This window comes from Comamonas koreensis (assembly GCF_021026195.1).
GTDB classification, from domain to species: Bacteria; Pseudomonadota; Gammaproteobacteria; order Burkholderiales; family Burkholderiaceae_C; genus Comamonas; species Comamonas koreensis.
Window position 1 is genome coordinate 19,017 of sequence record NZ_JAJNCT010000020.1, and the last position, 26,996, is coordinate 46,012.

Annotated in this window: 22 protein-coding genes and 11 tRNA genes; 28 read left to right on the forward strand and 5 right to left on the reverse strand. The window is 63.0% G+C overall.

Annotation, left to right across the window (positions count from 1 at the left end; all coding sequences use genetic code 11):
- Window positions 1-36 precede the first annotated feature (36 nt).
- From LPW39_RS14215 to LPW39_RS14265, 11 genes are all read left to right on the forward strand, one after another.
- A tRNA-Ala gene (locus LPW39_RS14215) sits at window positions 37-112 on the forward strand.
- Window positions 113-149: 37 nt separating this feature from the next.
- Window positions 150-225: transfer RNA gene (locus tag LPW39_RS14220), tRNA-Glu, on the forward strand.
- A 48-nt stretch (window positions 226-273) separates the two neighbouring features.
- A tRNA-Asp gene (locus tag LPW39_RS14225) sits at window positions 274-350 on the forward strand.
- A gap of 83 nt (window positions 351-433) precedes the next feature.
- Window positions 434-509 (forward strand) — tRNA-Glu (locus LPW39_RS14230).
- Between the two features lie 48 nt (window positions 510-557).
- Window positions 558-634 (forward strand) — tRNA-Asp (locus LPW39_RS14235).
- Window positions 635-742: 108 nt separating this feature from the next.
- Window positions 743-818: transfer RNA gene (locus tag LPW39_RS14240), tRNA-Ala, on the forward strand.
- A gap of 57 nt (window positions 819-875) precedes the next feature.
- Window positions 876-951, forward strand: a tRNA-Glu gene (locus tag LPW39_RS14245).
- A 48-nt stretch (window positions 952-999) separates the two neighbouring features.
- Window positions 1,000-1,076, forward strand: a tRNA-Asp gene (locus LPW39_RS14250).
- Window positions 1,077-1,184: 108 nt separating this feature from the next.
- A tRNA-Ala gene (locus LPW39_RS14255) sits at window positions 1,185-1,260 on the forward strand.
- A 57-nt stretch (window positions 1,261-1,317) separates the two neighbouring features.
- Window positions 1,318-1,393, forward strand: a tRNA-Glu gene (locus LPW39_RS14260).
- A gap of 48 nt (window positions 1,394-1,441) precedes the next feature.
- Window positions 1,442-1,518, forward strand: a tRNA-Asp gene (locus LPW39_RS14265).
- A 142-nt stretch (window positions 1,519-1,660) separates the two neighbouring features.
- Here LPW39_RS14265 and LPW39_RS14270 read toward each other — a convergent pair.
- The 3 genes from LPW39_RS14270 to LPW39_RS14280 form a co-directional block, all read right to left on the reverse strand.
- Window positions 1,661-2,419, reverse strand: coding sequence for a 3-hydroxyacyl-CoA dehydrogenase (locus LPW39_RS14270; RefSeq protein ID WP_230776185.1), 759 nt, complete (start codon window positions 2,417-2,419; stop codon window positions 1,661-1,663).
- A gap of 106 nt (window positions 2,420-2,525) precedes the next feature.
- Entirely contained in the window at window positions 2,526-3,569 is a 1,044-nt protein-coding gene (locus LPW39_RS14275) for an extracellular solute-binding protein (RefSeq protein ID WP_230776187.1), read from the reverse strand.
- Between the two features lie 359 nt (window positions 3,570-3,928).
- Window positions 3,929-4,486 carry a phasin family protein gene (locus tag LPW39_RS14280; protein WP_230776189.1) on the reverse strand — a complete coding sequence of 186 codons (558 nt, stop codon included), beginning with the start codon at window positions 4,484-4,486 and terminating at the stop codon, window positions 3,929-3,931.
- Between the two features lie 386 nt (window positions 4,487-4,872).
- On the opposite strand from LPW39_RS14280, the gene LPW39_RS14285 reads away from it, so the two are divergent.
- The 13 genes from LPW39_RS14285 (at window position 4,873) to LPW39_RS14345 (ending at window position 19,387) form a co-directional block, all read left to right on the forward strand.
- The gene (locus LPW39_RS14285; protein ID WP_230777290.1) at window positions 4,873-5,331 is read left to right on the forward strand and encodes an acyl-CoA thioesterase; all 459 of its coding nucleotides are present in this window, start codon (window positions 4,873-4,875) and stop codon (window positions 5,329-5,331) included.
- Between the two features lie 169 nt (window positions 5,332-5,500).
- On the forward strand, window positions 5,501-6,754 hold the full coding sequence (gene pncB, locus LPW39_RS14290; protein WP_230776191.1) for a nicotinate phosphoribosyltransferase: 1,254 nt from the start codon (window positions 5,501-5,503) through the stop codon (window positions 6,752-6,754).
- 130 nt (window positions 6,755-6,884) lie between these two features.
- Window positions 6,885-8,324 carry a sodium:proton antiporter gene (locus LPW39_RS14295; RefSeq protein ID WP_230776193.1) on the forward strand — a complete coding sequence of 480 codons (1,440 nt, stop codon included), beginning with the start codon at window positions 6,885-6,887 and terminating at the stop codon, window positions 8,322-8,324.
- An 18-nt stretch (window positions 8,325-8,342) separates the two neighbouring features.
- Entirely contained in the window at window positions 8,343-9,338 is a 996-nt protein-coding gene (locus LPW39_RS14300) for a 2-hydroxyacid dehydrogenase (RefSeq protein ID WP_230776195.1), read from the forward strand.
- A gap of 179 nt (window positions 9,339-9,517) precedes the next feature.
- Window positions 9,518-11,002: a DNA recombination protein RmuC gene (gene rmuC / locus LPW39_RS14305; protein WP_407928855.1), complete on the forward strand. Its 1,485-nt coding sequence runs from the start codon at window positions 9,518-9,520 to the stop codon at window positions 11,000-11,002.
- A 53-nt stretch (window positions 11,003-11,055) separates the two neighbouring features.
- Window positions 11,056-12,315 carry an MFS transporter gene (locus tag LPW39_RS14310; RefSeq protein ID WP_230776206.1) on the forward strand — a complete coding sequence of 420 codons (1,260 nt, stop codon included), beginning with the start codon at window positions 11,056-11,058 and terminating at the stop codon, window positions 12,313-12,315.
- Window positions 12,316-12,388: 73 nt separating this feature from the next.
- Window positions 12,389-12,742 carry a single-stranded DNA-binding protein gene (locus LPW39_RS14315; RefSeq protein WP_230776207.1) on the forward strand — a complete coding sequence of 118 codons (354 nt, stop codon included), beginning with the start codon at window positions 12,389-12,391 and terminating at the stop codon, window positions 12,740-12,742.
- 42 nt (window positions 12,743-12,784) lie between these two features.
- The gene (gene tmk / locus LPW39_RS14320) at window positions 12,785-13,480 is read left to right on the forward strand and encodes a dTMP kinase (protein WP_230776209.1); all 696 of its coding nucleotides are present in this window, start codon (window positions 12,785-12,787) and stop codon (window positions 13,478-13,480) included.
- Between the two features lies 1 nt (window position 13,481).
- On the forward strand, window positions 13,482-14,525 hold the full coding sequence (locus tag LPW39_RS14325) for a DNA polymerase III subunit delta' (protein WP_230776211.1): 1,044 nt from the start codon (window positions 13,482-13,484) through the stop codon (window positions 14,523-14,525).
- Window positions 14,526-14,624: 99 nt separating this feature from the next.
- A complete protein-coding gene (locus tag LPW39_RS14330; protein ID WP_230776219.1) occupies window positions 14,625-14,999 on the forward strand; it encodes a PilZ domain-containing protein in 375 nt (124 codons plus the stop codon).
- A gap of 156 nt (window positions 15,000-15,155) precedes the next feature.
- Complete coding sequence (locus LPW39_RS14335; protein ID WP_230776227.1) at window positions 15,156-15,962, forward strand: TatD family hydrolase; 807 nt, start codon at window positions 15,156-15,158, stop codon at window positions 15,960-15,962.
- Complete coding sequence (locus tag LPW39_RS14340; RefSeq protein WP_230776229.1) at window positions 15,959-16,771, forward strand: ankyrin repeat domain-containing protein; 813 nt, start codon at window positions 15,959-15,961, stop codon at window positions 16,769-16,771. Before LPW39_RS14335 ends, LPW39_RS14340 begins: the two co-directional genes overlap by 4 nt.
- A 111-nt stretch (window positions 16,772-16,882) precedes the next feature.
- The gene (locus LPW39_RS14345) at window positions 16,883-19,387 is read left to right on the forward strand and encodes a heavy metal translocating P-type ATPase (protein WP_230776231.1); all 2,505 of its coding nucleotides are present in this window, start codon (window positions 16,883-16,885) and stop codon (window positions 19,385-19,387) included.
- A gap of 229 nt (window positions 19,388-19,616) precedes the next feature.
- Here LPW39_RS14345 and fabI read toward each other — a convergent pair whose 3' ends face one another.
- Window positions 19,617-20,417 (reverse strand): enoyl-ACP reductase FabI, encoded by an 801-nt coding sequence (fabI, locus tag LPW39_RS14350; RefSeq protein WP_021027875.1) that lies wholly within the window; start codon window positions 20,415-20,417, stop codon window positions 19,617-19,619.
- Window positions 20,418-20,537: 120 nt separating this feature from the next.
- Between fabI and LPW39_RS14355 the strand changes: the two genes are divergently transcribed.
- Together LPW39_RS14355 and LPW39_RS14360 are read left to right on the forward strand one after the other, a co-directional pair.
- Window positions 20,538-22,376: an extracellular solute-binding protein gene (locus LPW39_RS14355; RefSeq protein WP_230776233.1), complete on the forward strand. Its 1,839-nt coding sequence runs from the start codon at window positions 20,538-20,540 to the stop codon at window positions 22,374-22,376.
- A gap of 134 nt (window positions 22,377-22,510) precedes the next feature.
- Window positions 22,511-23,536: a microcin C ABC transporter permease YejB gene (locus tag LPW39_RS14360; protein ID WP_133858806.1), complete on the forward strand. Its 1,026-nt coding sequence runs from the start codon at window positions 22,511-22,513 to the stop codon at window positions 23,534-23,536.
- A 52-nt stretch (window positions 23,537-23,588) separates the two neighbouring features.
- Here the strand turns inward: LPW39_RS14360 and LPW39_RS14365 are convergent, their stop codons facing one another.
- Window positions 23,589-24,062, reverse strand: a complete 474-nt coding sequence (locus LPW39_RS14365) for a DUF2127 domain-containing protein (protein ID WP_230776235.1) — start codon at window positions 24,060-24,062, stop codon at window positions 23,589-23,591.
- 155 nt (window positions 24,063-24,217) lie between these two features.
- Here LPW39_RS14365 and LPW39_RS14370 point away from each other — a divergent pair, with 155 nt between their 5' ends.
- A complete protein-coding gene (locus LPW39_RS14370; RefSeq protein ID WP_407928856.1) occupies window positions 24,218-25,363 on the forward strand; it encodes an ABC transporter permease in 1,146 nt (381 codons plus the stop codon).
- Entirely contained in the window at window positions 25,356-26,993 is a 1,638-nt protein-coding gene (locus LPW39_RS14375) for an ABC transporter ATP-binding protein (protein ID WP_230776237.1), read from the forward strand. The genes LPW39_RS14370 and LPW39_RS14375 overlap by 8 nt, the downstream gene beginning before the upstream one ends.
- Window positions 26,994-26,996: the final 3 nt, after the last annotated feature.

Consider the following 26,996-nt stretch of genomic DNA (forward strand, 5'->3'; position numbering starts at 1 on the left):
GAGCAGCAACAAGTAAATTGTAAAACTTGCCGATACGGGGGTATAGCTCAGCTGGGAGAGCGCTTGCATGGCATGCAAGAGGTCATCGGTTCGATCCCGTTTACCTCCACCAAAGATTATCGGAAACGAGAAATCGGTTCTTAGGTTTTGACCCTATCGTCTAGAGGCCTAGGACATCACCCTTTCACGGTGAGTACCGGGGTTCGAATCCCCGTAGGGTCGCCAAGTTTGAAGCGCTTGATGCTATATAATAGCTAGCAAAGCTTCCTGCCAGGAGTGGTAGTTCAGTTGGTTAGAATACCGGCCTGTCACGCCGGGGGTCGCGGGTTCGAGTCCCGTCCACTCCGCCAGTTTGGTCAGTCGCTCGATGAGAAGCGCCTTTGTTTGAGAGGGCGCTTTTTTAATCGACAGCCGCAAGGCCAGTCCAGGTTTTGACCCTATCGTCTAGAGGCCTAGGACATCACCCTTTCACGGTGAGTACCGGGGTTCGAATCCCCGTAGGGTCGCCAAGTTTGAAGCACTTGACGCTATACAATAGCTAGCAAAGCTTCCTGCCAGGAGTGGTAGTTCAGTTGGTTAGAATACCGGCCTGTCACGCCGGGGGTCGCGGGTTCGAGTCCCGTCCACTCCGCCACAGTTTTGAAATTTGTTGAGATCATGTCAGGACGCGAAGGGCTCGCGAAGCTGTACTCAGGTACAGCGAGCGAGACCGACAAAGTCATGGCTTGATATCAGCAAATTGGGGGGTATAGCTCAGCTGGGAGAGCGCTTGCATGGCATGCAAGAGGTCATCGGTTCGATCCCGTTTACCTCCACCAATTAAACTTGTCTGAGGCATTGCACCAGCAATGCAGTGCAGGCAAAGTTCTAGGATTGACCCTATCGTCTAGAGGCCTAGGACATCACCCTTTCACGGTGAGTACCGGGGTTCGAATCCCCGTAGGGTCGCCAAGTTTGAAGCACTTGATGCTATACAATAGCTAGCAAAGCTTCCTGCCAGGAGTGGTAGTTCAGTTGGTTAGAATACCGGCCTGTCACGCCGGGGGTCGCGGGTTCGAGTCCCGTCCACTCCGCCACAGTTTTAAAATTTGTTGAGATCGTTTCAGGACGCGAAGGCATCGCGAAGCTGTACTCAGGTACAGCGAGTGATGGCGACAAAGTCATGGAGCGATATCAACGAATTGGGGGGTATAGCTCAGCTGGGAGAGCGCTTGCATGGCATGCAAGAGGTCATCGGTTCGATCCCGTTTACCTCCACCAATTAAACTTGTCTGAGGTATTGCACGAGCAATGCAGCGCAGACAAAGTTCTAGGATTGACCCTATCGTCTAGAGGCCTAGGACATCACCCTTTCACGGTGAGTACCGGGGTTCGAATCCCCGTAGGGTCGCCAAGTTTGAAGCACTTGATGCTATACAATAGCTAGCAAAGCTTCCTGCCAGGAGTGGTAGTTCAGTTGGTTAGAATACCGGCCTGTCACGCCGGGGGTCGCGGGTTCGAGTCCCGTCCACTCCGCCAGATTCCAAAAGCCTTCTTGTCATGCGGCAAGAAGGCTTTTTTCATGGCTGCTGCTGGTGTGCAGCGCCCAAGAAAAAGCCGATCACCGGGTGGCCCCTGCAGATCGGCTTTTTTGCTTGCCAAGGCCCGCAGGCCTGTGGCATTACTTCGGTGCCAGGCGAATGGCGCCGTCGAGGCGAATCACTTCGCCATTGAGCATGTCGTTCTCAACGATGTGCTTGACCAGCTTGGCATAGTCCTCAGGGGTGCCCAGGCGGCTGGGGAAGGGCACGCCAGCGGCGAGGGCATCCTGCACCTCCTGGGGCATGCCAAACAGCATGGGAGTGCCGAAAATGCCGGGAGCAATCGTCATGTTGCGGATGCCGCTGCGCGCCAGATCGCGGGCAATCGGCAAAGTCATGCCTACGACGCCGCCTTTGGACGCCGCATAAGCGGCCTGGCCGATCTGGCCATCATAGGCGGCCACGCTGGCCGTCGAGATCAGCACGCCGCGCTCGCCGGTGGCTTCGGGCTCGTTCTGGCCCATGGCTTCGGCGCAGAGGCGGATCATGTTGAAGCTGCCAATCAGGTTGACCGTGATGGTTTTGCTGAACAACTCCAGCGAATGCGCGCCTTTTTTGCCGACGGTCTTCTCGGCCGGTGCGATGCCTGCGCAGTTGACCAGGCCAAACAGCTTGCCCAGCGATACGGCCTTGGCAACCACAGCCTGGGCCTGTTCAGCATTGGACACATCGCATTGCACAAAGGCGCCGTCCAGTTCCTGGGCCAGTGCCTGGCCTTTTTCTGCCTGCATATCGGCGATGACGACGGTAGCACCCTCGCGGGTCAGCATGCGTGCCGTGCCTTCTCCCAGGCCCGAAGCGCCGCCTGTGACGATAAATACCTTATTGGCGATGTGCATCGCTATGTCTCCTGGTTGTTGGATCGGTGCATCTTAGCCCAGAGGTGGGCGGCGAACGGTCACAAAAAAAGCCCGCGAACGGGCTTTTCGTGACAGTACGCGGGGCTTATTGGAAGCCAGCGCGGTCCAGCATCTGCTGCACCTTGGGCATATTGCTGCCCACGGCACTGATCGGGATGGTCTCGCTCTTGAAAGGCTTGTCTTGCGTCATGGCCTTCAGCGCCGGGTTGTCGGTCTGCACGTTCTTGGCAGCAGGCCACTCGTTGTTACCGTTGGCAAAGTAGGTCTGCGCTTCCGGGCTGGCCAGGTACTCCAGGAACTTGACGGCATTGTCCTTGTTCTTGCTGTACTTGGCGACTGCGCCACCGGCGATGTTCAGGTGCGTGCCCCAGCTGCTTTGGTTGGGGAACACCACGCTGACCTTGTTGGTCACCTCAACATCGGCGGGGTTGCTGGAGCGCATCAGACGGGCGAAGTAGTAGCTGTTGGTGATGGCGATATCACATTCACCAGCGGCAACGGCCTTGATCTGGTCGGTGTCACCACCTTTGGGTGGGCGTGCCAGGTTGTCCTTGACACCTTGCAGCCATTGCTGGGCCCTGGCCTCGCCGATGTGCTCGGTCACCGCACCAAACAGGCTCAGGTTGTAGGGGTGCGAGCCCGAGCGGATGCAGATCTTGCCCTTGTTCTTGGGGTCGGCCAGCTTTTCATAGCTGTCGACATCTTCGAGCTTGACCTTGTCCTTGTTGTAGGCGATCACGCGGGCACGGGTCGAGAGACCGAACCAGGTGATGCCGCCATCGGCTTCGGGTTGGGCGCGCAGGTTGGCGGGGATCACTTCTTCCAGTTTAGCCGAGCGGATCGGCAGAAACAGGTTGTCCTTTTCGCCGCGGTAGAGGCGGGCGGCATCGACCATCAGCACCACGTCTGCGGGAGAGGCCGCACCTTCGGCTTTGAGGCGGGCCACAATGCCTGCGTCGTCCGAATCCACACGGTTGATCTTGATGCCGGTCGCTTTTGTAAAGTTGTTATAGAGCGCCTCATCTGTCGCGTAGTGGCGGGCAGAGTACAGGTTGACCACTTCCTGGGCTTGTGCAGCAGCACCTGCCGTGATGGCGCAAGCCAGTGCAAGGATTTTCAAAGAATGCATAGGGCAAAACGTCTCTGTAAAGTTGGAGACGCGATCTTAATTGAAACAAGAATTGTTTCTATTTAATCCATTGCAGGGTCTGTGCTTATTCAGCTTACGTTAAGTGCGGACTTGGTGGTAGGAGCCACAGGCAGCCCCTTGTGCGGATGCAAGGCAAAAAAAAGCCCGGCAAGGCCGGGCTTTAAAAGGATCCAAGAAACCAGGTTTCGAAAAGATCCAAGGAGACAACTGGATGCGTTGAAATTTTCAACACAATGGGTAAATTATAGGGTTTACCCTTGATCGTGTCCAGCGCGCTGGCCAAAGTTTGACCAAATTGTAGGTCTTCGGCAACAGCGGCGCGCCAGACAACTCAGCCATTAGCGCTTGCGGGCGGTAGCAGCGCTGACCGTACCGGCAGCCTTGACCGCATTGTTGGTGATGGTGTTGAAGTTGGTCTCAGCCACTTCACCTGCTTGCTTGACGGCCTTCTGCACGGAGTCGTAGGCGTTGTTGGCAGCGGCAACAGCAGTCTTCATCACGGCAACGGCGCTTTCGGAGCCGGCAGGTGCGTTCTTGGCAGCGGTGTCCACAAATTCGTTGAACTTGGACTGGGCTTCAACAGCCTTGTTTTCGAAAGCCTTGCTGAATTCCAGGCTGGTAGCAGCAGCGATTTCGTACAGGTGGCGGCTATAGGCAGCGGTCTTTTCGGCCATGGGTTGCAGCAGGCCGCTTTGCACGCTCAGCAGGTCTTGGGCGCTCTTGGCATCCAGCACGGCGGAAGTGTTGGCCGAGACGTCGGACAGCGCAGCGCGGGTTGCAGCCACGTTCAGTTCCACCAGCTTTTCCACGCCTTCGAAAGCCTTATTGGTCAGGCCCAGCAGGGTTTCCAGATTCGCCTTGTGTGCAGCCAGGATTTGGTCAGGGGTCAATGCCATGTTCATACTCCGTCTCGTTAGAAGTGGTGAAGGTACAAATCCGGGCACGTCCCGTGCGCCGGAGGTTTGTGCATTGCGTTGAATTGCTGCACTGCACAATGACTCTATTGTTGGGCATCCAGACAGCTTTTGCAAGCCTTTTTTGTGCAGTGCAACAAAAAAATCTTTTGGTTTGATTTCAATCGTCTACCATTTGTTTAATTGGTTGATAGGGTAACAATTAACCCATGGCCATCACGCTGAAATCTGCCTGTTCTGACTTTGTAATCGCGGTATGTGTCCGTACGATGGCGACCTCCCCTTTGTCTCCGACAGTGCATCGCTACGGTGACGGCAGGGAGCGGCACCTCTACAATCCCTGCGAACTTTGTGACCAGGATGGCCAGATGTCTTCTTCGCCGCAGCTCGCCGAGCGCCCTCAGCCACAGCCCCGATCGGATTATGCGCAGTTTGTGCGCGTGACCACCCGCTGGGCTGATAACGATGCCTATGGGCATGTCAACAATGTCGTTTATTACAGCTGGTTCGATACCGCCGTGAACCGCTTGCTGATTGAAAAGGGCGTGCTCGATATTGAAGCGAGCAGCAGCATAGGCCTCGTAGTGGAAACCCAATGCCATTATTTTGCGCCAGTGTCTTATCCGCAGGATGTCGATGTGGGCGTGCGGGTGGCGCATCTGGGTAAAAGCAGCGTGCGTTATGAACTGGCCATTTTTGTCGCCGGTGAATCGCAAAGCGCCGCTTGCGGGCATTTTGTCCATGTGTATGTAGACCGCAGCAGCCGCCGCCCGGTGGCGTTGCCCGATGCCACGCGCGTAGCGCTGAACGGCTTGCGTCTGATCTGAACCAGAGGCTTGCCCTGCCTCGCAGCAGGGCAGCGGGCAATCGCCTACACTTGCCGCTGTTGCGACCTTATGAAATAGGCGCTGGGTTGTGAATACGAGACATGGCGTCTGCATGTAGCAGCCGAAGGGGCTGCTGCACGTGTTGGCGCGCAACCCTGTGCTGCCAACCATGATTATCCAAAGTCTGCTGGACACCGACCTGTACAAGTTCACCATGATGCAGGTGGTGCTGCACCAGTTCCCGGGGGCCCAGGTGGAATACAAGTTCCGCTGCCGCAACCCCGGCGTGCAATTGGCGCCGTATGTGGACGAGATTCGCGCCGAAATCCAGCACCTGTGCAGCCTGCGCTTTGCTGATGACGAATTGGCCTATCTGCAGTCGCTGCGCTTTATCAAAAGCGATTTCATCGATTTTCTGCGGCTCTATCAGCTCAAGGAAAAATACATCAGCGTGCTGCCGCTGCCCAGCGGCGAGATCGACATCACCATCACCGGCCCCTGGCTGCATACCGTGCTGTTCGAAATCCCGGTGCTGGCCATTGTCAACGAGGTCTACTTCCGCAACACCCAGCCCGAGCCCGATTGGGCCGAGGGGCGCAGGCGCCTGGCGGGCAAGATCGAGGCCATGCGCGGGCCGGGGCTGGAGTCGCTCAAGATTGCCGACTATGGCACGCGCCGGCGTTTCAGCCACCGCTGGCAGCGCGAGGTGCTGGGCAGCCTGGTGGGCGGGCTGGGGGTGGCCACCCATCCGGCAATGCCGGGCGAGCGCCGTGGCCAATTGGCCGGCACCAGCAATACCTTGTTTGCCAAGCAACTGGGCCTGACCCCGCTGGGCACGATGGCCCATGAATACCTGCAGGCCTGCCAGGCACTGGGCCCGCGCCTGCGCGAAAGCCAGATCTACGGCTTTGACATGTGGGCCAAGGAATACCGGGGCGACCTGGGTATTGCGCTGTCCGATGTCTATGGCATGGACGCCTTTCTGCGCGACTTCGACCCGTATTTCTGCAAGCTCTTCGATGGCGCACGGCATGACAGCGGCGACCCCTTCAGCTGGGGCGAGCGCCTGATCGCCCACTACAAGCTGCACAAGGTCGATCCGCTGACCAAGATCCTGATCTTCAGCGACGCGCTGACGATACCGCGCACCATTGCGCTGTTCGAGCGCTTCCAGGGCCGCTGCCAGCTGGCTTTTGGTGTCGGCACCAACCTGACCAATGACCTCGGCTATGAGCCGCTGCAGATCGTCATCAAGATGACCCGCTGCAATGGCCAGCCGGTCGCCAAGATCTCGGACACGCCCGGCAAGAGCATGTGCGACGACGAAAAATACCTGGCCTACCTGCGCCAGGTTTTCAACCTGCCCCCCAGCCAGCACATTCGCCCGCAAGGCGTGGCACCTGCCCCCGCACGTGCGGGTTAATCGGGAGGGCGGCTGTCACCGGCAGCCTGCCTGGGGCGGTGGCCGCTGACTAAAATCACCGGGCTGTGTGCGCCTGCCGGACGGTGTTGGGCTGCCAGGCATAAATAATCAGAAACGCAAGGAGCAGGCTATGGCGCAGGTGGGGCAACGGTATGGAGCGTGGGCGTGGTGGGGCAGGGCAGCCGTGGGGGCTGCAGTGCTGGCGCCGGGATGGGCCAGTGCAGCCACGATCAATGGCGCTGATCTTTCTGTTTTCTGGGGCATCCCTTTTGCCGGCATTCTGCTGTCGATTGCGCTGATGCCGCTGTTTTTGCCCAGCTTCTGGCACCACCATTTTGGCAAGGTGGCGGCATTCTGGGCGCTGGCCTTTTTGCTGCCTTTTGCCGCAGTCTTTGGCCCGGGCCTGGCCGCCGGCAGCCTGGCCCATGCGCTGGTCGCTGAGTACATTCCCTTTGTGATTCTGCTCACCGCCTTGTTCACGGTCTCGGGCGGCATCTACATCCGTGGCAACCTGCATGGTTCGCCGGGCTTGAACACGGCCATCCTGGCCATTGGCGCGGTGCTGGCCAGCTTCATGGGCACCACCGGGGCATCGATGCTGCTGATCCGCCCGCTGATCCGCGCCAACGATGCCCGCCGCAGCTGCGCCCATGTGGTCGTGTTCTTCATCTTCATCGTCTCCAACGCAGGTGGCTCGCTCACGCCGCTGGGCGATCCGCCGCTGTTCCTGGGCTTTTTGAAGGGCGTCGATTTCTTCTGGACCGTGCGCCACATCTTTGCCGAGACCCTGTTCCTGGTCGGTGCGCTGCTGGTGATCTTCTACCTGCTTGACCGCTACATGCTGCGCTTTGATGCGCAAAAGCCCCGCACCGATCCGACGCCCGACACCCACAGCCTGGGCTTTGAGGGCAAGATCAATTTTGTGCTGCTGGGCGCCGTGGTGGCCCTGGTGCTGCTCAGCGGCTTCTGGAAGTCCGACCTGCAGTGGGACATTGCCGGTGTAGCCGTTGGTCTGCCATCCATCGTGCGGGATCTGGGTCTGATTGCGGTGGCCGTGCTGTCCTTCAAGCTCACGCCCGCGTCGGCCCATGCCGCCAACCAGTTCGACTGGGGCCCGATGCAGGAAGTGGCCAAGCTGTTTGCCGGCATTTTTCTGACCATCATCCCGGTCATTGCGATGCTGCAGGCCGGCGCCAATGGCCCCTTTGGCGCCGTGGTACGTGCAGTGACCCGGCCTGATGGCTCGCCTGATCCGGCGATGTATTTCTGGGCCACAGGCTTTCTCAGCAGTTTCTTGGACAATGCGCCCACCTACCTGGTGTTCTTCAACACCGCCGGGGGCGATCCCCAGGTGCTGATGACCTCGATGGCAACCACGTTGGCCGCCATCTCGGCCGGCGCCGTTTTCATGGGCGCGAACACCTATATCGGCAACGCGCCCAATATGATGGTCAAGGCCATTGCCGAAAGCCGTGGGGTGCGCATGCCCAGCTTCTTTGGCTACATGGCCTGGTCCTGCGCCATCCTGGTGCCGCTGTTTATCGTGATGACTTTTATCTGGTTCCGCTGAACCCCGAGGAAACTGCCGATGTCCCGCCCGAAAATTCTGATTGCCCGCGCCATTTCGCCTGAAGTGGTCACCGTGCTGGAGCAGCACTTCGACGTCCGCTCCAACCAGGATGATGTCGCCTGGTCGCCCGCCGAGCTGGCCCAGCGCCTGCAAGGCATGGATGGCGTGCTGACCACCGGTTCGCAGCGCATCGATGCGGCCTTGCTGGCCGCCTGCCCGCAGCTGCAGATCTGCGCCAACATGGCCGTGGGCTACAACAACTTTGATGTGGCTGCGATGACGGCAGCCGGCGTGCAGGGCACCAATGCCCCTGATGTGCTGACTGAGACCACGGCCGATTTCGGTTTTGCCCTGATGATGGCCACTGCCCGCCGCATCACCGAGAGCGAGCATTTTCTGCGTGCCGGCCAGTGGAAGGACTGGCGCTATGACCTGTTGGCCGGTGCCGAGGTGCACGGCAGCACCCTGGGCATTCTGGGCATGGGCCGCATCGGCCAGGCCATTGCCCGGCGTGGCGCGCATGGCTTTGGCATGCAGGTGGTCTACCACAACCGCTCACGCCTCAGCCCCGAGCTGGAGGCCGATTGCAAGGCCCGCTATGTGAGCAAGCAAGAGCTGCTCAGTACCGCCGACCACCTGGTGCTGGTGCTGCCTTACACCCCCGAAGCCCACCACACGATTGGTGCGGCCGAGATCGCCAGCATGAAGCCCACGGCGACGCTGACCAATATTGCGCGCGGCGGCATTGTTGACGATGCGGCGCTGGCCAAGGCCTTGGCCAACAAGACCATTGCTGCCGCCGGCCTGGATGTGTTCGAGGGCGAGCCAGCCGTGCACCCGGATCTGCTGGCACTGTCCAACGTGGTGCTGACACCGCATATCGCCAGCGCCACGATGGGCACGCGCCGGGCCATGGCCCAGCTGGCAGCCGACAACCTGATCGCCTACCTGGGCGGCAAGGCGCCGGTCACGCCCGTCAACCATCTGGAGCACAGCCGCCGCAGCGCTGCCTGAACGCAAAATATTTCAATAAAGATGGCTGTTTGTGCCCACCATATGGGCGCAAGCAGCTATTATTTTTGCAGTCTTCTCAAACGCGGGGAATGCCTGTGAATCTGGATCTGGATCGGTCGCTGCTCAGCCTGGTGCTGCTGACCTTGGTGTTGTTGGCGGTGCTGGTCAATCTGCTGGTCATGCTGCTGCGCCGGCCCAAGGCCGATCTGGGCGAGGCCTGGTTGCAGCAGCAGGAGCGCCAGGCCCGTGACCAGCAGCAAACCGTGCAGGCACTGGCGCGCAGCGAAGGCGCGCTTAGCCACCTGTCGCAGCACCTGACCTTGCAGCTGCGCGAACTCAACCAGGGCAGCCAGGATGTGATGGGCGAGTTCCGCGAATCGCTGGAGGCGCGCATGGCGCAAAGTCTGGCCGAATCCCGCCTGGGGCGCCAGGAACTGGCCCAGGCACTGGCCGGGTTCGAGACCCAGCTGGCCCAGCGCCTGGCCCACCTCGATGCCGCCGTCAACCAGCGCCTGTCGGTGCTCGATACCTCGCTCACGCAGCGCGTCGATGCGCTCACCCGTGCCAACCACCACAGCCTGACCACGCTCAAGACCGATGTGCAGTCGCACCTGACGGGAATGCAAGATGGGGTAGGGCGCCAGCTGGCCCAGTTGCTGCAGGCCAACCAGCAGCAGGCCGAGCAGTTGCGCGGCACGCTCAATGAGCGGCTGGCCAGCATCCAGAGCGACAACGCCAGCAAGCTCGAAGAGATGCGCAAGACGGTGGATGAAAAACTGCATGCCACCTTGGAGCAGCGCCTGGGTGAATCCTTCAAGCTGGTCAGCGACAGGCTGGAGCAGGTGCACAAGGGCCTGGGCGAGATGCAAACCCTGGCCGGCAGCGTGGGCGACCTCAAGCGTGTGATGACCAATGTGAAATCGCGCGGCACCTGGGGCGAGCTGCAGCTGGGCATGATCATCGACAACGTGCTGACGGCCCAGCAGTACGCCAGGAACGTCAAGACCGTGCCGGGCAGTGACGAGATGGTGGAGTTCGCCATCCGCCTGCCGGGCCATAGCGACGACAAGCCGGTGTGGCTGCCCATCGACTCCAAGTACCCGGTGGAACACTACCAGCGCCTGATGGATGCGCAAGAGAGCATGGACAAGGCGGCGATCCAGTCGGCCAGCATTGGCTTTGAGAACTCGATCCGCCTCGAAGCCAAGAAGATCTACAGCAAGTATGTTTCGCCACCCAACACCACCGATTTTGCGGTGCTCTACCTGCCCACCGAGGGCTTGTTTGCCGAGGTGATGCGCCGGCCCGGCCTGGTCGAGGCAGTGCAGAACGATTGCCGGGTCATGGTCTCGGGTCCGGCCAATCTGGCGGCCATGCTCAACAGCCTGCAGATGGGCTTCAAGACCCTGGCCATCGAAAAGCGCAGCTCCGAGGTCTGGGCGGTGCTGGGCCAGGTCAAGACCGAGTTCAACAAGTTTGGCGAGGTGGTCGAGGCCACGCGCAAGTCGCTGGACCAGGCGGCCAAGAAGTTCGAGCAGGTCGATGTGCGCACGCGCGCGATCAAAAAGCGGCTCTCGCATGTGCATGAGACGCCGACCGCTGGTGAGATTGGCCCATCAACCACGGACCCGGACGAAGGCGACAGCGGTAACGCTATTTCCTAGAGGACAATGCAGGCCAAGCAAGTGCCAAGTGAACAAGGCACTGAAGGAAACGCGTGAATCGCGAGTTGATACGGCTGATCATCGGCCAGTTTTTTGTCCATGCCTGTATGACAGGCACGCGCTTGGCAGCCCCGCTGCTGGCCCTGCGCGATGGCCACACCCCCGGCGCCGTGGGGTTCTTGCTCAGTCTTTTTGCGCTGACCCAGGTGTTTCTGGCGCTGCCCGCAGGCCGCTACGCCGACCGGCATGGCTTCATGAAGCCCATGCTGGCGGCCATTGCGCTGGCCTTTGTCGGCACCGCCATCGGCGTCGCCTTTCCCCGCTTTGAAGTGCTGTGCCTGTCGGCGCTGCTGACCGGCGCGGGCTGCGGCATCTCCATCATTGCGCTGCAGCGCCACGCCGGCCGCGTCGCGCATGAGGCCAGCGAATTGCGCCAGATCTTCAGCTGGCTGTCGCTGGGCCCGGCGATTGCCAATTTTCTGGGCCCCATGGTCACCGGCCTGATCATCGACCACTCGACCGGCCAGGCCGGCAACAACCTGTCCTACCGCATCGCTTTTGCCGTGCTGGCGCTGTTCTCGGTGGTCGCCTGGTGGTGCGTGCGCAGCGCGCAGGAGATGGAGGCCGAGCCGCCCAAGAGCGATGGCCAGCCTCACCATGCCTGGGATCTGCTGCGCGAGCAGTCCTTCCGCCGCTTGCTGATCGTCAACTGGCTGGTGGCCTCCTGCTGGGATGTGCACACCTTTGTCGTGCCCTTGCTGGGCCACGACCGGGGGCTGTCGGCCTCCGAGATCGGTGCCGTGCTGGGCGTGTTTGCGCTGGCGGCCTTTGTGATCCGGGTGCTGCTGCCTGCCATCTCGCGCCATCTGCGTGAGATGACCGTGGTGATGGCTGCGATGGTGCTGACCGCCGCCATCTTTGCGATCTACCCGCTGATGCCCAATGCCTGGGCGATGGCCTTTTGCTCGGCCTTGCTGGGCATTGGCCTGGGCAGTGTGCAGCCCATGGCCATGAGCATGCTGCACCAGATCACCCCCGAAGAGCGCCATGGCGAGGCCGTGGGCCTGCGGCTGATGCTGATCAACGGCTCCAGCGTCTGCATGCCGCTGATGTTTGGCGCCGCTGGAGCGGCGATTGGGGTGGGGGGCGTTTTCTGGGTAATGGGTGCCCTGGTGGGTGCGGGCTCTCGCATGGCCTGGGTGCTGGGCAAAACGCCGTTACCCAATTTCCGGGTAGTAGACAGCAGCCATGCGGTAGAACCGGCGGGCCACGCGCTCGGCGAGAAACAGGCCGAGCCTCCCCACAAGCGCTGATCTTGGCCTCCCAAATCGCCAGTAACCGCTGTCCAAGCAGCTAAACTGCAAGGCTTGAATGGGGGATCAAAGCATGATGGATGGATTGGTATCCGGGCGCATACTGGGCCAGCCGGTCGAGCGCATCAGTAAAACCGGCAAGCCGTATGCACTGGCCAAGGTGCGTGCCAATGCCGGTGCAGGCGATGGCGAGATGCTGATTGTCAATGTCATCGCTTTTGACGATGCCCCGGTGGCGGCGCTGTTGGGCCTGGGCGATGGCGACAGCATCTGCCTGTCGGGCAGCCTGACCCCTAAGGTCTGGGTGGACCGCGATGGCGTGACCCGCCCCAGTGTCGACATGGTCGCCCACCAGGTGCTGACGGCCTATGCCGTGGCCCGCAAGCGGGGTGCGGCGGGCGACACGGACTTGGACCCTGCCGCCTGATCCCATCAGGGTGGCGGGCTGGCACGTACAATCTGGCGCAGCATGACTCCATCTTCTCCCGCATCTTTCCCAGCTGCTTCGCGCGGCCTGTTCATTAGCTTTGAAGGCATTGACGGCGCCGGCAAATCCTCGCATATCCAGGGCCTGCACGATGCCTTTTTGGCCGCCGGCCGCCAGGTGGTGAGCACGCGCGAGCCCGGTGGCACGCCGCTGGCCGAGAAGCTGCGCGCGCTGTTCCTGCAGGAGCCGATGGATGCACTCACCGAAGCCTTGCTGGTATTTGCCGGCCGGCGGGACCATCTGCAGCAGGTGATCGAGCCGGCGCTGGCCCGGGGCGACGTGGTGCTGTGCGACCGCTTTACCGATGCCACCTTTGCCTACCAGGGCGCAGGCCGTGGTTTTGACCTGCAGGTGCTGTCGGTGCTGGAGCGCATGGTGCAGCAGCGGCCCGAGCTGGGCGAGGGTGCGCTGCGTCAGCCCGACCTGACGATCTGGTTTGACCTGCCCACCGAGGTGGCCGCCGAGCGCCTGGCAGGCGCGCGTGCCCCCGACCGTTTTGAGTCCGAACCCCAGCAGTTTTTTGCCCGTGTGGCCGCCGGCTATGCCGAGCGCGCGCTGGCGCAGCCTGAACGATTTGCGCGCATCGATTCGCACCGGCCCAAGCAGGCGGTATGGCAGGCGGTGCGCCAGGCCGTAGCGGCCCAGGGCTGGCTGCCCGCCAGCAAGGTGGAGGGCTGATATGGCCACCGCCAAGAACGCCCCTGCGGCCGAGCCTGTATCCACAGCACCGGCGCCCACCGCGCCCTGGATTGCCCAGCAGCGTGAGCAGCTGCTGGCCCAGCGCGGCCATGCCTGGCTGCTGCAGGGGCCCTCGGGCCTGGGCCAGTTCTCGCTGGCCATGGGCCTGGTGCGGGCCTGGCTGTGCGATGCGCCCACGCCCCAGGGCGCCTGCGGCCACTGCGCCAGCTGCCATGCGATCGATGTGCATGCCCACACGGACCTGTGCGTGCTGATGCCCGAGACCGAGATGCTGGCACTGGGCTGGCCGCTGCCGGAAAAGGCCCAGGCCGATATCGACGACAAGAAACGCAAGCCCAGCCAGGAAATCCGCGTCGATGCGATGCGCGATGCGGTGGAGTTCACCCAGCGCACCTCGGGCCGGGGCAAGGGCAAGGCGGTCTTGGTGTTCCCGGCGGAAAAGATGAATGCCGTCACCGCCAATGCGCTGCTCAAAACCTTGGAAGAGCCGCCAGGCGACGCCCGCTTTGTGCTGGCGACCGAGGCCGCGCACCAGTTGCTGCCCACCATCCGCAGCCGCTGCCTGGCCCATACCATGCAGTGGCCCGATACCGCATCGGCCCGCAGCTGGCTGGTGGCGCAGGATGTGCCGGCCGACCAGGTTGATGCGCTGCTGCAGGCCGCAGGCGGCCGCCCTGACGATGCACTGGCGCAAATGCATGCCGGCCGCTCACCCCAGGTCTGGAAGAAATTGCCCAAGGACCTGGCCAATGGTCAGCCCGGCGCCTTGTCCAGCCTGTCCGCGCCCGAGGTGGTCGATGCCTTGCAAAAGCTTTGCCATGATTTGCTGATGCTGCGTGTGGGGGCTGCGCCACGGTTTTTTGAGGCGGCCGATCTGCCCGCGCCCCCGGCGCTGGCGGTGTTGGCGCGCTGGAGCAAGGCGCTGACGCAATCGATGCGCACGGCATCGCACCCGTTCAACCAGGGGCTGATGCTGGAAGCCCTGGTCGCGCAGGCTGCCAGCGTGCTGCAATCGCGCCGCTAAGTCTGGCCCTGCCACAGCGGTGCAACAGCAGCGCTTTCTGGCCTTTGTTTGCGCCTGCATGTGGAATGGGTTCGCAAAATTTGGTTATCCTTGCAATCTATGAACAGTCCCACCCCTGCCACGGCCACCGCCAGCGCGCGCCCCAGTGTGCTGCAACTGGCCATCAAGGAAAAAGCCGCGCTGTATGCCGCCTACATCCCCTTGTTCAAGGAAGGCGGCATCTTCGTACCGACGCCCAAGGACTATGCGCTGGGCGACGACGTCTACCTGTTGCTGACCTTGCCCCAGGACCCGCAGCGTTACCCCATTGCCGGCAAAGTGGGCTGGGTGACGCCGGCAGGTGCGGGAGGCAACCGCACCCAGGGCATTGGTGTGCGCTTTCCCAAAGACCCGAAAACCGATGAGTTGCGTTACAAGATTGAACAAATCTTGGGCACGGCCTTGCAGGCCGACCGCGCGACGCAAACTATCTAAGCGCCCAACTTTGACCCTGTCCCACCCGCATTTCTTAGCCGGGCTGACAGGGTTTTACGGTGACAGCAACCGGCCTTGCCGCCGGAGCGCGGACAATGGCAGCAGTTCTTAGTATTTGGACTGCGGCGCTTTGTCCGTCTGCAGCGTTGACGATTGATGTTCACCGACTCCCACTGCCACCTCAATTTTCCCGAGCTTGCCCAGGACCTGCCGGCCATCCGCGCCAAGATGGACGAGGCGCAGGTGACCCGCGCGCTGTGCATCAGCTGCACGATGGAAGAGTTTCCCGACGTGCATGCGCTGGCGATGCGCTATGACAACTTCTGGTGCAGCGTGGGTGTGCACCCCGATACCGAAGGGCTGACCGAGCCCAGCGTGCAGGACTTGGTCGAGCGCGCCGCGCTGCCCCGGGTGGTGGCGATTGGGGAGACCGGCCTGGATTACTACGGCATGGAAGACCGCAAGGGCGGCCGCACGATTGCCGATCTGGACTGGCAGCGCGAGCGATTTCGCACCCATATCCGTGCGGCCCAGCAGGTGCGCAAGCCCCTGGTGATCCACACCCGCAGTGCCTCGGACGACACCCTGCGCCTGCTGCGCGAGGAGGGTGAGACTGGTGGCGCCGATGCCGCAGGCGGCGTGTTCCATTGCTTCACCGAGAGCATGGAAGTCGCCCGCGCAGCGCTGGACCTGGGCTTCTATATCTCGTTTTCCGGCATCATCACCTTCAAGAAGGCCCAGGATCTGCGCGACGTCGCGGCCTTTGTGCCCGAGGACCGCCTGCTGATCGAGACCGACAGCCCTTATCTGGCCCCGGTTCCGTTTCGCGGCAAGACCAATATCCCTGCCTACGTGCCCCATGTGGCCGCGCAGATTGCCGAGGTGCGCGGCATCAGCGTGGAAGCGGTGGCCGAGGCCACCAATCGCAATTTCGACCGATTGTTCAGCGGAGTGCTGTCATGAAGCCCAAGTCTGGTTCCCTGTTTCCGCTGCGTGCCGCCTGCGCCGCAGCTTTGTTGCTCGCCTGCGCGGTCGCGCAAGCGGGCTCGTACGACGATTTCTTCACCCGCATCATCCGTGACGATGCCAAGGGCATCGAGGCGCTGGTGCAGCGAGGCTTTGATCCCAACACCATGAGCGAGAAGGGCGAGACAGGCTTGACACAGGCCTTCAAGCTTGATTCCTACCGCGTCGCCAAAGGCATGATTGCGCTGCCGGCGACCAATGTGAACCTGGCCAATGCCAAGGGTGAGACGCCGTTGATGATGGCCGCCATCAAGGGCCAGCTTGATCTGGCCAAGGCCTTGATTGCCCGCGATGCCGATGTGAACCGAGAGGGCTGGACACCGCTGCACTATGCCGTCTCCGCCCCCAGCGAAGACGGCTCGGACCTCAAGATGGTGGCTCTGCTGCTGGAGCACCATGCCTTTATCGATGCCACATCGCCCAATGGCACCACGCCGTTGATGATGGCCGCCCAGTACGGCACGCGCAGTGCCGTGCAACTGCTGATCAAGGAAGGGGCTGACCCCAAGATAAGGAACCAGCAAGGCCTGACGGCCAGCGACTTTGCCACCCGCGCCGACCGCTCGGAAGTGGTGACCTGGCTGTCCCAGGCCGGCGCCGCAGCGCCAGGCACGGCTGCAAGCGCTGGGGCGGGCGCTGCTGCTGCAGGCAATACCGCCGCGCCCAAGCCGCAGCCGGGCGCCTATGTGCCACAAAAGCCTGCGTTCCCGCAGGACGGCCGGCGCAAGATCCAGAGCAACTGGTAAGGCTGCGGGCGGAGCTGCCCGCGCTGTGTTTGCACCCGCTGTGGGCAGGGGCTTGACATTCACACCATGGCAATCTTTAGAGTGGCTGCCATGGATAGAAAGACAACCGCCATGACTGCCCAAACCAACCCATCCGCCACCCCGCTGCTGCAACTGCCGATTGAGGGCATGACCTGTGCCTCCTGCGTGGGCCGGGTCGAGCGTGCGCTCCAAGCCGTGCCCGGCGTACAAAGCGCCCATGTCAACCTGGCTACCGAGCAGGCCAGCCTGCAACTGGGCGACCAGGCCCCAGCCGCCCAGGTGCTGGAGCAGGCGCTGGCAGCGGTTCACAAAGCTGGCTACAAGGTGCCTGCCCATGCGCTGGAGCTGGAAGTTGAAGGCATGACCTGCGCATCGTGCGTGGGCCGGGTCGAGCGGGCCTTGAAGGCTGTGCCCGGTGTGCAGACCGCCGCCGTGAACCTGGCCACCGAGCGGGCGACGGTGCAGCTGACGGCAGGCGTGCCCGCCGAGCAACTGCTGGCCGCCGTGGCCAAGGCCGGCTATACCGCCCGCAGCCTGCCGCAGGCGGCCGAAGCCAGCGAGGCGGCCGATGCCCATGATGCACAAACCCAGCGCCAGCAGCAGGCGCAGCAAGGCCTGCTGCGTGATCTGTGGCTGGCGGCCTTGTTGGCCGCGCCAGTGTTTGTGCTGGAGATGGGCGGCCACATGCTGCCAGGCTTTCACCACTGGGTGAGCCAATGGCTGCCGCAACAGAGCAACTGGCTGCTGCAATGGGTGCTGACCAGCCTGGTGCTGGCCGGGCCGGGCCGGCGCTTTTACCGGCTGGGCCTGCCTGCGCTTTGGCGTGCGGCGCCGGATATGAACTCCCTGGTGGCAGTGGGCACCTTGTCGGCCTACCTCTACTCGCTGGTGGCCACCTTTGCGCCCGGCGTACTGCCTGCGGGCACTGTGCACGTCTATTTCGAGGCGGCAGCGGTCATCGTGGTGCTGATTCTGCTGGGCCGCTGGATGGAGGCGCGCGCCAAGGGCAACACCTCGGCGGCGATCAAGCGCCTGGTGCAGTTGCAAGCCAAGACGGCTTGGGTGCGGCGCGATGGCGATTGGCAATCACTGGCCATTGACGCGGTGCAGCCCGGCGATAGCGTGCAGGTGCGCCCTGGCGAGCGCATTCCGGTCGATGGCCGGGTGACCGATGGCGAGAGCTATGTCGATGAATCGATGATCAGCGGTGAGCCGGTGCCCGTGCACAAGACCCTTGGGGCCCATGTAGTGGGCGGCACCATCAACCAAAAGGGCGCGTTGACGCTGGAGGCCACCGAGGTGGGCGGCAACACCGTGCTGGCGCAGATCATCCGCATGGTCGAGCAGGCCCAGGGCGGCAAGCTGCCGATCCAGGCGGTGGTAGACAAGGTGACCATGTGGTTTGTGCCTGCGGTGATGGCCGCTGCCCTGCTGACCTTTGTGCTCTGGCTGCTGCTGGGCCCGTCGCCGGCGCTGAGCCTGGCCCTTGTCAATGCGGTGGCGGTTCTGATCATTGCCTGCCCCTGTGCAATGGGCCTGGCCACTCCCACCTCGATCATGGTGGCCACCGGCCGCGCCGCCCAGCTGGGTGTGCTGTTCCGCAAGGGCGAGGCGCTGCAGCTGCTGAAAGATGCCCAGGTGGTGGCCGTGGACAAGACCGGCACCCTGACCGAAGGCCGGCCTGCGCTGACCGACCTGGTGCTGGCCCCCGGCTTTGAGCGTGCCGCCGTGCTGGCGGCGGTGGCCGCCGTCGAGAGCCAGTCCGAGCACCCGATTTCCCAGGCCATTGTGCAGGCCGCCCAGGCCGAAGGCCTGCAGATACCGCCGCTGTCCGGCTTTGAATCGGTGACCGGTTTTGGCGTGCGTGCCCAAGTGGGTAGTGCGCGGGTGGAGGTGGGCGCAGACCGCATGATGCAGCAGCTGGGTGCAGATGTAACGGTGTTCGCGGACGAGGCCGCCCGCCTGGGCGCCGAAGGCAAGACGCCGCTGTATGCCGCCATCGATGGCCAGCTGGCGGCCATGATTGCCGTGGCCGACCCGATCAAGCCGACGACCCGTGCCGCCATTGAAGGCCTGCATGCGATGGGGCTGAAGGTGGCGATGATCACCGGCGACAACCGCCGCACCGGCGAAGCGATTGCCCAGCAGCTGGGCATTGACGAGGTGGTGGCCGAGGTGCTGCCCGATGGCAAGGTTGAGGCCGTCAAACGCCTGCGGGCTGCCCATGGTGCGCTGGCCTATGTGGGCGATGGCATCAACGATGCACCCGCACTGGCCGAGGCCGATGTGGGCATTGCCGTGGGCTCGGGCACCGATATCGCCATCGAGTCGGCCGACGTGGTGCTGATGGGCGGCGATCTGCGCGGTGTCGTGACCGCCATCGGGCTCTCACGCGCCGCCATGCGCAATATCCACCAGAACCTGTTCTGGGCCTTTGCCTACAACGTGGCGCTGATCCCGGTGGCTGCAGGCCTGCTGTACCCCATCAATGGCACCTTGCTGTCGCCGGTGTTTGCGGCCGGGGCGATGGCGCTGTCGAGTGTGTTTGTGCTGGCCAATGCGTTGCGGCTCAAGCGCTTCCGTGCAGGGTTGTGAACCTGCTTCCTTCCATCTTTTGCGCTGAAACCGCAAGAGCTGGATGATGAGTGGATGCTGGCCCACGTGGTTGCCTGAAGCAGAGCAATGTGCAAGTTTTGCACTTTGGCTGGCTCAACAACTCCGTTAGCGTGATGGCGTTAGCGTGGGACAAAATGCAACTGCGCCATCGAAAGCAAAAAGCCCCGCAGGCTCCAAGCCTGCAGGGCTTTTGTTCAAGCGGAAGGGCTTAAACCTGGTCGGCCGACAGACCTGCGGTCTGGCTGAAGCCACCGTCCACATAGGTGATCTCGGCGGTCACGCCCGATGCCAGATCGCTCAGCAGGAAGGCGGCGACATTGCCCACATCTTCGATGGTCACATTGCGGCGCAGGGGGGATGCGTCGGCCACGCGGCCCAGCAGCTTGCCAAAGTCCTTGATGCCCGAAGCGGCCAGGGTCTTGATCGGGCCCGCGGAGATGCCGTTGGCGCGGATCGCGCGGCCGTCTTCGGTGCGGCCCACGGCCTCGGCCAGGTAGCGCACGGAGGCTTCGAGCGACGCCTTGGCCAGGCCCATGGTGTTGTAGTTCGGGATGGAGCGCAGGGCACCCAGGTAGGACAGGGTCAGCAGCGACGACTTGTCGTTCAGGTACGGCAGGGCGGCCTTGGCCAGTGCGGGGAAGCTGTAGGCGCTGATGTCATGGGCAATGCGGAAGCCTTCGCGCGACAGGCCATCGAGGAAGTTGCCGGCGATCGCTTCGCGCGGCGCAAAGCCGATGGAGTGCACAAAGCCGTCGAACTTGCCCCAGGTGGCGGCCAGGTCGGCAAACATCTTCTCGATCTGGGCGTCATCGGCCACATCGCAGTCGAACACCAGCTTGGAGTCAAACTCGGCTGCAAATTCGCTGATACGGTCCTTGAAGCGTTCACCCACGTAGCTGAAGGCCAGCTCGGCGCCTTGCTGGTGGCAGGCCTTGGCGATGCCGTAGGCGATGGAGCGGTTGGACAGCACGCCCGTGATCAGCAGTTTCTTGCCGGTCAGAAATCCCATTGTTCTTCTCCTGATGAGTTCCAGGCCATGAGGCATGGCCAAAAAAGACTTGGCACCGGGGCAGAGCGTTTCTCGGGGGTAAACGCTTGCACAGGTGGCCAGCTAGGGCAGAATTGTCGCATGCGATTCTGCCTTCCGCTGATTTTGTGGGCTGCTGCGGCAGCACCTGCCTGGGCCAACCATGCCTACGCCCTGTGGGGCGAGCCGCGCTACGGGGCGGATTTCAAGCATTTTGCCTATGCCAATCCTGATGCGCCCAAGGGCGGTGAGCTGCGGCTGGTCAGTGCGCTGCGCTACTCCACCTTTGACAAATACAACCCCTTCACGATCAAAGGCTCGCCCCCGGCCTACCTGGCCGAGATGCTGTTTGACAGCCTGCTGATCGCCAGCCTGGACGAGACCACGACCGGCTACGGCCTGCTGGCCGAAGACATCGATGTGGCGGCCGATGGCCTATCCGCCACGTTCAAGATGCGCAAGGCAGCGCGCTTTCAGAACGGCAAGCCGGTGCTGGCGCAGGATGTGAAGCACAGCTACGAGGCGCTGATCAGCCAGTACGCCGCGCCTGGCTACAAGACCTTGCTGGCCGATGTGGAAGGCTGCGATGTCATCGATGACCGCACGGTGCGCTTTCGCTTCAAGAAGCCCAACCGCGATCTGCCGCTGACGGTGGGCAGCCTGCCGGTCTTCAGCCGCGACTGGGGCCTGGGCGCTGATGGCAAGCCCAAGCGCTTTGACCAGATCGTGACCGATGTGCCGATCGGCAGCGGCCCCTACAAGATCGGCCCGGTGGTGTATGGCCGTGACATCACCTATGTGCGCGACCCCGACTACTGGGCCAAGGACCTGCCGGTGCGCCTGGGCAGCGCCAATTTTGACCGGATCACGATCAAGATCTACAAGGACAACACCGCCAAGCTGGAGGCGCTCAAGGCCGGTGAGTTCGATGTGATGCGCTTTTTCAGCGCCGGCGACTGGGCGCGGCGCCTGTACGGCAAGCGCTTTGACCGGGGCGAGCTGCGCAAGGGGGACTTTGCCCATAAGCTGCCGTCCGGTTTCCAAAGCTATTTTCTGAATCTGCGCCGTCCGGTGCTGCAGGATGTGCGGGTGCGCGAGGCGCTGGGCCTGGCCTTTGACTACGAGTGGATGCAGCGCCAGCTGTTCTACGGCGCCTACGAGCGCGTGCATGGCCTGTTTGGCAACACCGTGTGCGAAACGCATGGCAGCCCGAGCGATGCCGAGCTGGCCCTGCTCAAGCCCTTTGAGAAAGACCTGCCCGCCGGCACCCTGGGGCCCCTGCAGGACCCTCCTCGCACCGACCAGGGCAGCAGCCTGCGCGACAACCTGCGCAAGGCCCAGGCGCTATTGGCCGATGCCGGCTGGAAGGTGGACGCCAACGGCGTGCTGCGCAATGCCAAGGGCGAGGCGCTGGAGCTGGAGTTTCTGGACAGCAACGAGGGCGGCATACGCACCGTGTCCACCTGGATGCGCAACCTGGAAAAGCTGGGCATCAAGCTCAGGCTGCGGGTGGCCGATTACGCGCTCTATCAGCAGCGGGTCGACAAGTTCGATTACGACCTGATCTCGGTCAACATCCCGGGCACCAATATCCCCGGCCAGGAATACGCCGAGCTGTTTGGCAGCGCCGCAGCGGACCAGGAAAGCTCGGGCAACTTCATTGGCCTCAAAAGCCCGGCCGTCGACGCGATGATTGCCAAGATGGCCAGCGCCAAGAGCGAGCAGGAACTGCTGCCTGCCTGCCATGCGCTGGAGCGCATCATCGTGGCGGGTCACTACCTCATCCCGCAGTGGTATGCGGCGAGCCACCGGGTGGTGTATGACGCCTGGCGCCTGGTGGAGCCGCCGCAGGTGCCCGCCTATGTGCCGGGCGAGACCTGGGTGATGTACTACTGGTGGGCGCGCATGCCGCCGATCACCGCAGCCACTGCCAAGCGATGACCCGGTCTGACGCAGCGCCCAGCCGTTATATGATCCTTCTCACCGCCCCAGCGCGCCTGCCGCGCTGCCCAGGCCTTTTCTGCCACAGTGCCACGGCGCTTGCCCGCCCTTGCTGACATTGGAGCCCGCACCGCATGTTTGCCTACATCCTCAAACGTTTGCTGCTGATGATTCCCACCTTGTTCGGGGTCCTGCTGCTGACCTTTGTGGTGATCCAGTTCGTGCCGGGCGGCCCGGTCGAGCAGTACCTGGCGGAGGCCAAGGCTGGTAACCGGGGTGCCGAAGGCGCAAGCATGGGCTACCGGGGCGCGCAGGGCATTGACCCCAAGCGGCTTGAAGAGATCAAGGCCTTGTACGGCTTCGACAAGCCCCCCGTCGAGCGCTTTGTGCAGATGCTGGGCCAGTTCGCGCGCTTTGATCTGGGCAACAGCTTCTTTCAGAACAAAAGCGTCTGGCAGCTGATCAAGGACAAGCTGCCCGTCTCCATCAGCCTGGGGCTGTGGACCTTTTTCATCAGCTACCTGATTGCGGTGCCGCTGGGCATTGCCAAGGCGGTGCGCGCGGGCAGCCGTTTCGACATGGTCACCACGGTGATCGTGCTGGTGGGCTATGCGATACCGGGCTTTGTGCTGGGCGTGGCGCTGCTGGTGATCTTTGGCGGGCAGCTGCAGTGGTTTCCGCTGCGGGGGCTCACCTCATCGGGCTGGGAGGAGATGGGCTGGGCCGCCAAGCTGGTGGACTATCTCTGGCATATCACCTTGCCGGTAACGGCCATGGTGGCTGGCAGCTTTGCGGTGACGGCCATGCTCACCAAGAACGCCTTTCTCGAAGAGATCCGCAAGCAGTATGTGATCACCGCCAAGGCCAAGGGCTTGAGCGAGCGCCAGGTGCTGTGGCGCCATGTGTTCCGCAATGCCTTGCTGCCCATCGTCACCGGCTTCCCGGCGGCCTTCATTGGGGCCTTCTTCACCGGCGCCTTGTTGATCGAGACCTTGTTCTCGCTCGATGGTCTGGGGCTGCTGAGCTACGAGAGCGTGCTGCGCCGCGACTACCCGGTGGTGCTGGGCACCCTCTATCTGTTTACCTTGATCGGTCTGCTCACCAAGCTGGTGAGCGACCTGTGCTATGTCTGGGTGGATCCGCGTGTCAAGTTTGACTGAGGCGCGCATGCCCGTACTGGCCGCCCCAACCGCTGCGGCCAGCCGCCGCGTCTCAGGCCTTGCGCCGCAAATACAGGCGCCGCAGCAGCACGGCCACCACCATGATGTTGAGCATCAGCACCACCGCACCCTGCCAGTGGCGGTGCGCCAGCAGGTGCTGTATTTCCAAGGGAATGTACAGACCGGAAGACAGCGCGCCCAGCCATTCGCCCCAGGCCTTGTCATGCCACAGGCCCCAGGCCTCCAGCCAGCGCAGCGCGATATAGGTCGCGCCCAGCAGCACCAGCGTATGGATGGAGGTGGCATTGATCTTGTCCACCCAGCTGATCAGCACGGCCGGGTAGCGAGCGTTGGGCGAGAGGCCAAAGTGGCCGATCAGTTCCAGTGCGAGGCGGTGCAGATCGTGGTGCAGCAGGCTGAGCAGCCCCAACAGGCCCAGCAGCGCGGCAACGCCTTTGAGCGCTTCAAAAATGGCAATGCTTTTGAGCGCGGTGCGCAAGGCTGGGGGGCTGGTGCTGGCAGACATGGCGCAGAGCATGGCCGATGGCGCGCCGTTTGGCTGTCGGCCAACAGCGACAACGCGGCTGCCAGTGCCACCGCCGCCACAGTCGCCACTCCAGGCCCCAGGCCCCCCTATTCACTGACAGGAGGGGGACGGTGGCCACACCGTCTCTGCAGACCATGACGATGACCGAGCCTGTTTCCCCACTCCCGCCGGGCCGCTCGCCCGCTGCCCGCGCCTGGCGCCGCTTCAAGTCCAACAAGCTGGGCTTTTACAGCCTGCTGCTGTTTGTGGTGCTGGTGGTGCTCAGCCTGTTTGCCGAGCTGATCAGCAACGACAAGCCGCTCATCGTGCGCTATGAGGGGCAGACCTATTTTCCGCTGGCCAAGGACTACCCCGAGACCACGTTTGGTGGCGATTTCCACACCGCCACCGACTACCTGGACCCCTTCATCCAGCAGCAGCTGCGCAAGGATGGCAACTGGGCGCTCTTCCCGCTCAACCATTACGGCCCCAACACCATCAACTACTTTGCCAAGTCGCCCACGCCGTCGGCACCATCGGCCGACAACTGGCTGGGCACCGATGACCGGGGGCGTGACCTGCTGGCCCAGCTGATCTATGGCTTTCGGGTCAGCGTGCTGTTTGGCTTGGCGCTGACGGCAGTGGGCACGGTGATCGGCGTGCTGACGGGTGCCATACAGGGCTTTTTCGGCGGCAAGGTGGACCTGATGTTCCAGCGCTTTACCGAGATATGGGGCGCCATGCCGGTGCTGTACCTGCTGATCATTTTCAGTGCGGTGCTGGCCCCCAGCGCTGCGCTGCTGCTGGTGCTGCTGGCCTTGTTTGGCTGGATGGCGCTGTCCGACTATGTGCGGGTGGAGTTTTTGCGCAACCGCCAGATGGACTATGTGAAATCGGCGCGGGCCCTGGGTGTGCCGAGCTGGAAAATCATGTGGCGCCACATTCTGCCCAACAGCATGACGCCGGTGGTCACGTTCCTGCCCTTCCAGATGAGCGCCTCGATCCTGACCCTGACCTCGCTGGATTTTCTGGGCCTGGGTGTGCCACCGGGCACGCCAAGCCTGGGCGAGTTGCTGAACCAGGGCAAAAACAGCATTGATGCCTGGTGGATTTCGCTGGCCACCTTTGCGGTGCTGGTCGGCACCTTGCTGCTGCTGACCTTTATGGGCGATGCGCTGCGCGATGCGCTGGACCCGCGCAAGCAGCTCAACACACCACGTGCTGGCGCAGCACCGGCTGCTGGGCCAGCCCAGCCAGTGCCATCCGCCAGCGCCGATGCCCAGGAGGCCCGCCATGCTTGAGCCCACACCAGCCCCGGTGGCCGTGCCCGCGCCGCTGCTGCAGGTCAACCACCTCTATGTGGGTTTTGGCGGCCAGGATGTGGTCAAGGACCTGAGCTTTTGCATACAGGCCGGCGAGAAGCTGGCCCTGGTGGGCGAGTCCGGCTCGGGCAAGACGATCACCGCGCTGTCCCTGCTGCGCCTGGTGGGCGAGGCCCAGCTGCGCGGCGAAGCGCTGATGGGCGGGCGCAACCTGCTGCAGATCTCCGAGCGCGAGATCCAGGCCGTGCGTGGCGATGAGATAGCGGTGATCTTTCAGGAGCCGATGACGGCGCTGAACCCGCTGATGACCATGGGCGCGCAGATTGCCGAGGTGCTGCAGCTCAAGCAGGGCCTGGGCGACAAGGCGGCCTGGGAGCAGGCCGTGCAACTGCTGGCTACCACCGGCATCCCCGAGCCGCAGCGCCGCGCCGGCAGCTACCCGCACCAGCTCAGCGGTGGCCAGCGCCAGCGCGCGATGATTGCGATGGCCTTGGCCTGCCGGCCCAAGCTGCTGATCGCCGATGAACCCACCACGGCGCTGGATGTGAGCCTGCGCGGCCAGATCCTGGAACTGCTGAGCGATTTGCAGCGCCAGACCGGCATGGCCGTTCTGATGATTACCCATGACCTGCCGCTGGTGCGCCATTTTGCCGACCGGGTGGCCGTGATGGAAAAGGGCCGGCTGGTGGAGCAGGGCGCCGTGGCCGAGGTGTTTGCCGCGCCCCAGCATGCCTATACCCAGAAACTGCTGGCCAGCACACCCCAGCGCCAGGTGGTGGCCCGCCAGCCCGAGGCGCCGGCGGTGCTGCAGACAAGCGGGCTGAGCGTGGCCTATGCAACGCCGCTGCCGGGCTTTGCCGGCTGGTTCCGCAAAGGCCGCTTTGAGGCGGTACGCGGCGCCAGCCTGGCCTTGGGCCGTGGCCAGACCTTGGGCGTGATTGGCGAATCGGGCTCGGGCAAATCCACCTTGGCCCAGGCCATCCTGGGCCTGCTGCCCAGCGATGGCGAGCTGCGCATTGGCGAACAGGCCTGGCAACTGCCGGCCCAGCGCAACAGCGCGGCCAACCAGCAGCTGCGCCGCAAGGTGCAGGTGGTGTTCCAGGATCCGTTCTCGTCGCTGTCGCCCCGCATGACGGTGCAGGAGATTGTGGGCGAAGGCCTGCAGCTGGCGCAGCCCCATTTGGCCGCTGCCGAGCTGCAGCAACAGGTGCTGGCGCTATTGCAGGAAGTGGGCATGACCGAGGCCCAGTTCCCGGGCCTGCTTGACCGTTATCCGCATGAGTTCTCGGGCGGGCAGCGCCAGCGCCTGGCCATTGCCCGTGCGCTGATCGTCGACCCCGAGATCCTCGTGCTGGACGAGCCCACGAGCGCCCTTGATGTCACCATCCAGCAGCAGGTGCTGGCCTTGCTGCAGCGCCTGCAGCGCGAGCGTGGCCTGAGCTATGTGCTGATCACACACGATGTGGCGGTGATCCGCGCCATGGCGCATGAGGTGCTGGTGATGAAGGATGGCGAGGTGGTCGAAAGCGGCGAAGTCATGCAGGTGCTGGATGCACCCCGCCAACCCTATACACAGCGGCTGATGGCGGCGAGCCTGGAGCTGAGCTGAGGC

Bases quoted from the DNA above. Each gene is read 5' to 3' on its own strand.
- LPW39_RS14270 (WP_230776185.1), bottom strand. From the start codon at position 2,419: ATGCACATCGCCAATAAGGTATTTATCGTCACAGGCGGCGCTTCGGGC.
- LPW39_RS14275 (WP_230776187.1), bottom strand. From the start codon at position 3,569: ATGCATTCTTTGAAAATCCTTGCACTGGCTTGCGCCATCACGGCAGGT.
- LPW39_RS14280 (WP_230776189.1), bottom strand. From the start codon at position 4,486: ATGGCATTGACCCCTGACCAAATCCTGGCTGCACACAAGGCGAATCTG.
- LPW39_RS14285 (WP_230777290.1), top strand. From the start codon at position 4,873: ATGTCTTCTTCGCCGCAGCTCGCCGAGCGCCCTCAGCCACAGCCCCGA.
- pncB (WP_230776191.1), top strand. From the start codon at position 5,501: ATGATTATCCAAAGTCTGCTGGACACCGACCTGTACAAGTTCACCATG.
- LPW39_RS14295 (WP_230776193.1), top strand. From the start codon at position 6,885: ATGGCGCAGGTGGGGCAACGGTATGGAGCGTGGGCGTGGTGGGGCAGG.
- LPW39_RS14300 (WP_230776195.1), top strand. From the start codon at position 8,343: ATGTCCCGCCCGAAAATTCTGATTGCCCGCGCCATTTCGCCTGAAGTG.
- rmuC (WP_407928855.1), top strand. From the start codon at position 9,518: ATGCTGCTGCGCCGGCCCAAGGCCGATCTGGGCGAGGCCTGGTTGCAG.
- LPW39_RS14315 (WP_230776207.1), top strand. From the start codon at position 12,389: ATGATGGATGGATTGGTATCCGGGCGCATACTGGGCCAGCCGGTCGAG.
- tmk (WP_230776209.1), top strand. From the start codon at position 12,785: ATGACTCCATCTTCTCCCGCATCTTTCCCAGCTGCTTCGCGCGGCCTG.
- LPW39_RS14325 (WP_230776211.1), top strand. From the start codon at position 13,482: ATGGCCACCGCCAAGAACGCCCCTGCGGCCGAGCCTGTATCCACAGCA.
- LPW39_RS14330 (WP_230776219.1), top strand. From the start codon at position 14,625: ATGAACAGTCCCACCCCTGCCACGGCCACCGCCAGCGCGCGCCCCAGT.
- LPW39_RS14335 (WP_230776227.1), top strand. From the start codon at position 15,156: ATGTTCACCGACTCCCACTGCCACCTCAATTTTCCCGAGCTTGCCCAG.
- LPW39_RS14340 (WP_230776229.1), top strand. From the start codon at position 15,959: ATGAAGCCCAAGTCTGGTTCCCTGTTTCCGCTGCGTGCCGCCTGCGCC.
- LPW39_RS14345 (WP_230776231.1), top strand. From the start codon at position 16,883: ATGACTGCCCAAACCAACCCATCCGCCACCCCGCTGCTGCAACTGCCG.
- fabI (WP_021027875.1), bottom strand. From the start codon at position 20,417: ATGGGATTTCTGACCGGCAAGAAACTGCTGATCACGGGCGTGCTGTCC.
- LPW39_RS14355 (WP_230776233.1), top strand. From the start codon at position 20,538: ATGCGATTCTGCCTTCCGCTGATTTTGTGGGCTGCTGCGGCAGCACCT.
- LPW39_RS14360 (WP_133858806.1), top strand. From the start codon at position 22,511: ATGTTTGCCTACATCCTCAAACGTTTGCTGCTGATGATTCCCACCTTG.
- LPW39_RS14365 (WP_230776235.1), bottom strand. From the start codon at position 24,062: ATGTCTGCCAGCACCAGCCCCCCAGCCTTGCGCACCGCGCTCAAAAGC.
- LPW39_RS14370 (WP_407928856.1), top strand. From the start codon at position 24,218: ATGACGATGACCGAGCCTGTTTCCCCACTCCCGCCGGGCCGCTCGCCC.
- LPW39_RS14375 (WP_230776237.1), top strand. From the start codon at position 25,356: ATGCTTGAGCCCACACCAGCCCCGGTGGCCGTGCCCGCGCCGCTGCTG.